At 46.7% G+C, this 7,958-nt stretch carries 6 protein-coding genes; 3 read left to right on the top strand and 3 right to left on the bottom strand.

Features of this window, described 5'->3' with window-relative positions; genetic code table 11:
* Nucleotides 1-826 (top strand): transketolase-like TK C-terminal-containing protein (locus tag V6C93_RS10355; RefSeq protein WP_333476577.1); only part of this gene is annotated, 826 nt, incomplete at its 5' end.
* 115 nt (nucleotides 827-941) lie between these two features.
* On the opposite strand, the gene V6C93_RS10350 is transcribed toward V6C93_RS10355, so the two are convergent.
* Nucleotides 942-1,988, bottom strand: a complete 1,047-nt coding sequence (locus V6C93_RS10350; protein WP_333476576.1) for a hypothetical protein — start codon at nucleotides 1,986-1,988, stop codon at nucleotides 942-944.
* Nucleotides 1,989-2,574: 586 nt separating this feature from the next.
* Nucleotides 2,575-3,558, bottom strand: a complete 984-nt coding sequence (locus V6C93_RS10345) for an RNA polymerase sigma factor, RpoD/SigA family (protein ID WP_333476575.1) — start codon at nucleotides 3,556-3,558, stop codon at nucleotides 2,575-2,577.
* Between the two features lie 1,686 nt (nucleotides 3,559-5,244).
* Here V6C93_RS10345 and V6C93_RS10340 point away from each other — a divergent pair.
* A complete protein-coding gene (locus tag V6C93_RS10340; RefSeq protein WP_333476574.1) occupies nucleotides 5,245-6,102 on the top strand; it encodes a pentapeptide repeat-containing protein in 858 nt (285 codons plus the stop codon).
* Between the two features lie 74 nt (nucleotides 6,103-6,176).
* On the opposite strand, the gene V6C93_RS10335 is transcribed toward V6C93_RS10340, so the two are convergent.
* Nucleotides 6,177-6,725, bottom strand: a complete 549-nt coding sequence (locus V6C93_RS10335) for a type IV pilin-like G/H family protein (protein WP_333476573.1) — start codon at nucleotides 6,723-6,725, stop codon at nucleotides 6,177-6,179.
* A 462-nt stretch (nucleotides 6,726-7,187) separates the two neighbouring features.
* Between V6C93_RS10335 and V6C93_RS10330 the strand changes: the two genes are divergently transcribed.
* A partial coding sequence (locus V6C93_RS10330; protein ID WP_333476572.1) for a DEAD/DEAH box helicase family protein occupies nucleotides 7,188-7,958 on the top strand: 771 nt, incomplete at its 3' end.

Here is a 7,958-nt window from a genome sequence, read left to right as displayed (position 1 = left end):
ATTTGGCGACTTCCAAAAAGGGCAGTACGCCAACCGTAACCTGCGCTTTGGGGTGCGGGAGCATGGCATGGGTTCGATTTGTAACGGGATTGCCCTGCACAGTTCTGGATTGATTCCCTACTGTGCTACCTTCCTGGTATTTGCCGACTACATGCGGGCCGCGATTCGCCTTTCCGCCTTGTCGCAAGCGGGAGTCATCTACGTTATGACTCACGACTCCATTGCTCTAGGCGAAGATGGTCCGACTCACCAACCTATCGAAACGATTGCTTCCTTACGCGCCATTCCCAACCTGTTGGTGATTCGTCCCGCTGATGGCAACGAAACCTCTGGTGCTTACAAAGTTGCGATTCAAGCGGCGAGTGAGAACCGTCCGACTCTGATGGCATTCTCCCGGCAAAACTTACCGCAATTAGCCGGAAGCGGTATTGATCATGTTGCCAAAGGGGCTTACATCCTCTCCGATAGCCAAGGAACACCCGATATTATTCTCATCGGTACCGGTGGAGAAACGTATCTGTGTGTTGACGCCGCCCAGAAGCTACGCGCTGAAGGCAAGAATGTCCGCGTCGTCTCCATGCCTTGTTGGGAACTGTTTGACGAGCAGGATGAAGCTTACCGCGAATCCGTATTGCCTAAAGCCGTCACCAAGCGCTTAGCTGTAGAAGCGGCTTCTAGCTTCGGTTGGTGCCGTTACCTGGGTAATGAGGGTGCAATGATTAGCATTGATCGCTTCGGCGTTTCTGCTCCTGGTAATGTTGCCCTAGAGAAGTTTGGCTTCACCGTCGATAACGTGGTAACCAAAGCAAAGGAACTATTGGGGTAAGTAGAACCAGTGGAGTTCTATTTCCCTAGTTAAAAGTTAAAAAGGCTCTCTAGAATAGAGAGCCTTTTTTGTTGTTCTTTTCTGTTATCGATTGATGTTGACGTTTACCGAATGTCTATTGAGTCGAGACTTTGGCTTGATAATTGCTCACGCAGGTATTCAGAATTTGCTTATCGTTATCGCCAACCTGATTAATCGGTAGATAGCCTTCAAGCCCTATAGAGTGAGGATAAGTCAGCGAGTCGTAGGTATTTTCCAGGTCAATCTGTCCACCGGCGGCAGCAACTTGAGTTGTCTGTTCGCGGGCGATTGTGTGAGAAAAGGCGGTTTGATTGTAGGGATTGACCACCGTCAAATTCATTTGCTTAGAATTTAGGGTGCCGTAAAAACAGGCATACTCAGAACTCGGCATGTACATTGCGCCGACTACCTTGCCCTGATGCGCTTGAAATACGATATATTCTTTTCCAATCTCTCCCGCTTGTGAGGACTGACCATAGAGGTAGGTGCCGTCTTGGAGCGAACTGTCTTGCTTAGGAACTTGAGCAATGGGTTGCTTAGGACGCTCCTGTGCCTTACGATTCCACTTGAGTGAGGACTTGGCAACTGGCTGAGCATCAAGAGCTTGCTCTCGTAACTGGGGTACTGCTGCTGTTACGGTGGAGGAAACTGACGGAGAATCGATCGCTTGCTCTTGCTCTTGCTGCTGAGGTGCTGTCGTCACTCTGGGGGAAATAGCCGGAGAATGAATAACTCCCTTGTGGGCCTTGTACGGCTTAGATACGGCTGAACTCTTAGGGGCTGCAAGCGCTGGAGCATCAATGGCTTGCTCTTGTGATTGGGGCATTTCTGCCGTCACAGGGGATGGAGCTACGGAGGAATCAACGGCTTGCTCTTGCGGCTGGGGTGCTTCTGCCGTCACAGGGGATGGAGCTACGGAGGAATCAACGGCTTGCTCTTGCAGCTGAGCCTGTGCTGTCTTTGCAGTGGATGAAGCTGCAATGGTATTGGCAGCTTGCGCCTTGTGCTGAGAGCTTGTCGTTTTCAGAGTTGCTACACTTATTGCCAATCCTGTTGTTATCAGTAACCCGGCCACCGGCAATTCCCAACCCTTGAGCAGCTGACGTTGTGACGAAAAAAACCCGATTAATTGGTTAATCACCGTGGTTACCTCCTTGGAAACAAAGCTTGAAAACACCCTGGACGAGAAGTAGTCTCTATGAAGCCGTCCACCCAGTAGAAGTAAAAACCACCCAGAAGAACTGCATTGAGCAAAAACTAGGTTTTGTGGACTGGCATCCCTATAAATATTTATAAGCCGGAAAGAGGCTTGTTTTTGTTCCTCCTCTGACCGGTTTATCAACCGTCACATCTGACAGTTGTTTTTGATCTGTATGCTTTGAAAATGTTAGACATCAAGACAAGACCAGCTTCTATCTAATAGAATACCGAACAACTAAGGGCAATGCTTCCCTCAAATGGATGAAGCTTCCCTCACCCAACGGGTTGGTTTGGCGGGAAGAGTGGGGCTTGGGCGCACGAGATATGTCCCATCAATCTTCCCCATTGTCCCATTTCTGTTTCCTGGCGTCTTCTGCTTCTTAATCACAGCCTTATTTCCCTAAGAAGTAATAAGTAGCTTCAAGGGCACGAGTAAAGATTCCCCAAATCTTTACAAATCTCAACAAAAAAATAGGTGGTAGCAAGAAGCTTCTACCACCTTGGCTGGGAGACTAGTATCATCTGCCCTAACTAGCGATATACTCCCGGAAGTTAGCATGACGACGCCGCAATTGTGCTAGAGCTTGGTGTTCTAACTGGCGTACCCGCTCACGGCTGAGGTTGAGCCGCTGACCGACCTTTGCCAGAGATAGCTCGTTGCCGTCTTCTAAGCCAAAGCGCAGTGCCAGGACTTCCCGCTGCTGAGGGGTGAGTTCTGCCAAGAGGTCATCCAAATCTTGGCGCAGGGACTCCTGAGTGGTGTAATTAACGGGCGTTTGACCATCATCTTCCAAGAGATCAGACAGCTCAGTGTCCTGATTGTCTCCCACGCGAACGTCGAGAGAGACTGGTTGACGAGCGATACTCAAGTATTCGCGAATCTGAGCTGGCTCTAAATCCAACTCCTCACCTATCTCAGCTGGTGTGGCATTACGACCCAACTTCTGAGAGAGTTCCCGTTGAACTTTTTTGATTTTGTTGAGCTTTTCAGTGATGTGGATGGGCAAGCGAATTGCACGAGCTTGCTGAGCTATAGCACGAGTAATCGCCTGACGAATCCACCAGTAGGCGTAGGTAGAAAACTTGTAGCCTTTGGTGGGGTCGAATTTCTCCACACCGCGCTCTAAGCCTAAGGTACCTTCCTGGATTAAGTCCAGAAATTCCATGTTACGCTTCTGGTATTTTTTGGCGATCGCCACAACCAGACGCAAGTTCGCTTCAATCATCTTGCGCTTGGCCCAGGTTCCCTGGCTTACAATCTTATTAAGTGTGGCTTCATCCTGTTTGACGTGGTCTGTCCACTCGTTAGTCGTCGGTTCGCGTTGCAACTTTTCAGCTAAGACTGCTTTTGCATCCATTAGCGACATCATTTGCTGAACCTGCTTACCATAGACAATTTCTTGCTCATGGGTCAGCAATGGCACGCGACCAATCTCATGCAGATAAGTCCGAACCATGTCTGCTGAGAACGTGGGCTTGGTCGTTTTTGTTTTCGTGTTAGCAGTGGGCATCTTTTGGAAATAACTCCGTAAACAATTAGTAAATTGATCGCGGGTTCTGACCTCAAAAGCTTGTGCGATCTCTCACCCTGAGGATAGTTACGCGAATCGGTAGACTACATCTGACAAAAGATGTACACGATCACCTGCCTTTTCTAACTTGAGCAGGAGATCTAACCGTGAATATGAGTTGAAGCTGGCTACTGAGGACAGTCTTTCTTTTTCAGTTCTGCGGCGTTCCCCAGCATCTTGCTGCTCATGGCTGGGATCTCAAAGCGGAAACTCGGAGTCATTATGAGTTTGCTTTAACCCTATAGTATTACAAGTTTAGACGGAGGTAAAGGGGAAAAGGTTCAACATTTCTTTACTTGGCTCGGGGTAGCGAACATCTATCCATACTCCTAATGACTTCACTGAGACTAGCTAGTCTTTCTCACATCCTTCTTCATTCCATAATCTCCCAGAAAGCTGTGAACAGATAGACACTTCTAATCGAGATAACCGAACTGCGCCAGGTCGTAATGTCCATAAACTTATAGCATAACTGAACTGAGCCCTATTTTGCCAAACCCGAAAACCGAGCTTGCCCTCACCCTAAGTAAGTAGCACTCTCGTGGCTGGCTGGCTTTGACAGGACTTACCTTCTAAGATTCCCTGGAATTCCGAAAAAATAACACTCTAGACGAAAACAAACGCGAATCATCTACAAGGCGTACTAGCAAAGAGTCTGAGACGTTCTGTCTGTCAATCGCAGGGCTAGCTCTGTGATTGAACACCCCAATCCGCCTTAGCGGCTTCAACCGCAGCGAACCCTACATTACCCGGAATTAAGCCAGCGCACTCGTGTTGAAAGTCCAATTTAGGGCTTGCTGAACAACTCCACTGTTCGAGAGCTGTATCAACGTATCACAATCAACCGTCAAATAAACTTTAAATAATTGTAAAGGGCTAATCCAGGGAGACTGGGAGCTAGGAACTGGGAACTCGCAGGAATGGAGCAACTGGAGATGAGGGTGAGGAGATGAGACAACAGAACAGGCAAACTAGGGCATCAAAATAGGAATCGTACCATACAGTATTACACAATAGTCCAAGCCAAATTTCCATACAAGACACTGATATACCAAAGCATAAAGGTTACAGGTTGCAAGCACTCAGCAAAGTTCAAACTCTCCAGCCTCTCGAAGAAAACTATCTGGAGTATTGATTACTGTATTTCAGTGTATTTCGAGTGATTTTCTGATCAGAGGCTCCAGAGAGACGATTAGGCATTATTTAACTCAACATCTCATAGCACGAGTTTTCCTAAATATATCTATAGATATTTGAAGGCTAAATTGTTAAAAAAATTCTGCTTATGAAGCAATCAGAATAGGTTCAGACGTTACATCAATAGATTTCCGTTACCTGAATGTGATGAGAGAATTAAGCTTTTGGACAATGTTTCTTTAAGCTTGACAGAGCTTATTTTAAGGAAAACCTGTTTATTGAGTCTTTATACTTAAAAAACACAGCTCGCTAAAAAATAAAGGTTACAGCAGAATAAGTTTACTCATACATTGTTACACTGAGTAAACAACTTGAATAATAAACACTTTAAAATACGTGTACTAAATTCTGAATTGGGCGACAATCTAAAGTTAGTCATTTAAAATTATGAAGGATTCCAAAAGACCAATATTTATTGGAGTATCTGCCATGAATCTTAGAAAACTTCTCCGGCTTTACGATCAGGGACATAGAGACTTTGCAGGTGCTGACCTTTGCGGAGCTGACTTGAGAGGAATCATTTTAATGGGAGTCAACCTTAAAGGTGCTAATCTGAGAGGGGCTAATTTGACTAAATCTTTTTTAATCAAGTCAGACCTGAGTGGGGCTCAGATGAACTGGGCCAATCTCAGTTTTGCCAAACTGAGTGAAGCCAAACTGCTAGAAACAGATCTCACAAAAGCAAACCTCAGCGGCTGTTTTATGGTGAAGTCGCTACTGCCAGGGGCAAAACTGAGTGGCGCAGATCTGATCGGTGCTAACCTCAGAGGTGCAAACTTGTGGGGAGCAAATCTCTGCGCAGCGCAGTTGGAAAGAGTCAATCTGCGAGATGCCAATCTTATGGGTGTCAACTTCAAATGGGCGAATTTATCCGAGGCGAGACTAATTGGCGCAAAGCTATATGGCTCTTCTTTAAATTTTACCAACTTGAGTAGAGCCTGGTTAAAGGGATTAGACCTAGGTGGGTTTAATTTAGAAGGCGTTAACCTCAGGAAAGCGAAATTAACTGGTGCGACGCTAGAAGGCGCTAACTTGGCAGCGGCTAATTTAACCGAAGCGCAGCTAGATCGGGTGAATCTGCAAGGGGCAGACTTAACCGGAGCCAAACTTATGAGAGCATCTCTAGAGGATGCTAACCTGACCTGGGCAACTTTGAAAAAAGCAGAATTGACGGGCGCAAACCTGAGAGGAACAAAACTTTATGGGGTTGACTTGAGGGATATCCAGGTTAGTGACGCTATTGAGTCGGAATTGAGCGATCGCTTCTTGTACTCCGCTGCTGTTTAAAAAACGTGCGATCGCTTCCTCCAGTCCGCGAGCATACTTGACACTCAAGACAGTTGGTCTTACAAATTTTTAATTCATAGGTGGGAAGAACCAGACGGGCATTCAACGGGGCTGGATTCATTCCCCGTAAACTTCGGCATCGCTGGAGGAGTTGTCGAGGAAGTAGTCGTTTCGCAAATTCCTGTAACTGTAACCACATCCTGACCTTTTTTAATAGTAAAGACAGCGCCAGTATAGCTCTTCAATGCTGGCTTCTTAGCTTGAGCCGTAATCATGACGCTTTTGTTCCCCGCCTGAGGCACAATCTGATAGTGATAGTTCTCGGTTTCTGGTATTACATTAACCCCTAAGTCTTCAATCGATTTGCTAAATGTTCTTTTCTCTAGTTGGTAGGCTTGCTGCGCTCTTAGCATTGCACCAACGTTCTGCTTGGCTTCTGCTTGTTTAGCTTTATTGACTTGCCCCAGAAGACTGGGCAAAGCAATGGCGGAAACAATTCCCAGGATGATGATGAGACCAAAACAACCGCAACCTAAGCCTCCAATAATCAAAAGGATTGTGGGGAATGAACTTTTTGATGTGGCTTGTCCGAGAGGAGTTTCAAAGTCTGAGGGTTCTGTCATGAGGGTGACCTATTCAAGTGAGCTTATCCTAAAGTAATGTTGCGCTTAGGTTAGTGTTGCCTCAAGTTTCACTACCCTTTCTAAGGGTGTTTTGAGACTTAAAAGCTGTCTAGGGAAAACTTCAAGATTCAAGTACGCTTTTCCATATTTGTAGGAAAATTATTAGGATTTTGATTTTATGATGATTAAGGCATCCTTTACACAATTAACAAGAGAGTCCATCCGCGTCTAGAGAGACTCTAGTGCAGGGCGGCAGAATTTGGTGACCATCTTGACGAAGTGACGGGGAGATGGGGAAATGAAGAGATTTTTACTGGTCAGTTATGTCTGCCTGGGTGCACTAGTCAGTAATCTGCTCTAAGGCATCATTGCGTCAGCTGTCCCTGGAGGAAAGTTGGATTGCTTAGCATTGCTTAGCATTGCTTAGCATAGTAGATAGAGGCAGCAACAATCTTCACTCCTATGTCGCACTTTCAAATCCAAGCCCCCTTTCAACCGACGGGTGACCAACCCCACGCGATCGCACAACTCACTTCCTACCTCCAAGGGGATCATCGCTTCCAAACCTTACTTGGCGCGACGGGAACCGGCAAAACCTACACCGCCGCCAGCGTAATTGACAAAATCGGTAAACCAACCCTCGTTCTCGCTCATAACAAGACCTTAGCAGCTCAGTTATGTAATGAGTTGCGGGAGTTCTTTCCCCATAATGCTGTAGAGTACTTCGTTTCCTACTACGACTACTACCAGCCTGAAGCGTATATCCCCGTCACCGATACCTATATAGAGAAGAGTGCAGCGATTAATGATGAGATTGATATGCTGCGGCACTCAGCGACGCGATCGCTGTTTGAGCGTCGGGATGTGATTGTGGTAGCGTCAATTAGCTGCATCTATGGCTTGGGCATTCCCTCAGAATACCTGAAGGCTGCGATTCCTATAGGAGTGGGGAAGGAAATTGACCAACGCCAGTTATTGCGAGACTTAGCTTCGGTGCAGTATTCGCGCAATGATTTAGAGATGGGACGGGGACGGTTCCGGGTGAAGGGCGATGTCGTGGAAATTGGCCCTGCCTACGAAGACCGGATTATTCGGGTAGAATTCTTTGGGGATGAAATTGACGCGATTCGCTACATTGACCCGGTTACAGGCGAGATTATCACCAGTCTAAACGCATTGAATATCTACCCCGCACGTCACTTTGTTACCCCAGATGACAAGTTGGATGACGCC

The organism is Allocoleopsis sp. (assembly GCF_036703385.1).
GTDB lineage: Bacteria > Cyanobacteriota > Cyanobacteriia > Cyanobacteriales > Coleofasciculaceae > Allocoleopsis.
Note: the sequence above shows the minus strand (reverse complement) of the source record. Positions and strands in the feature narration are given on the sequence as shown.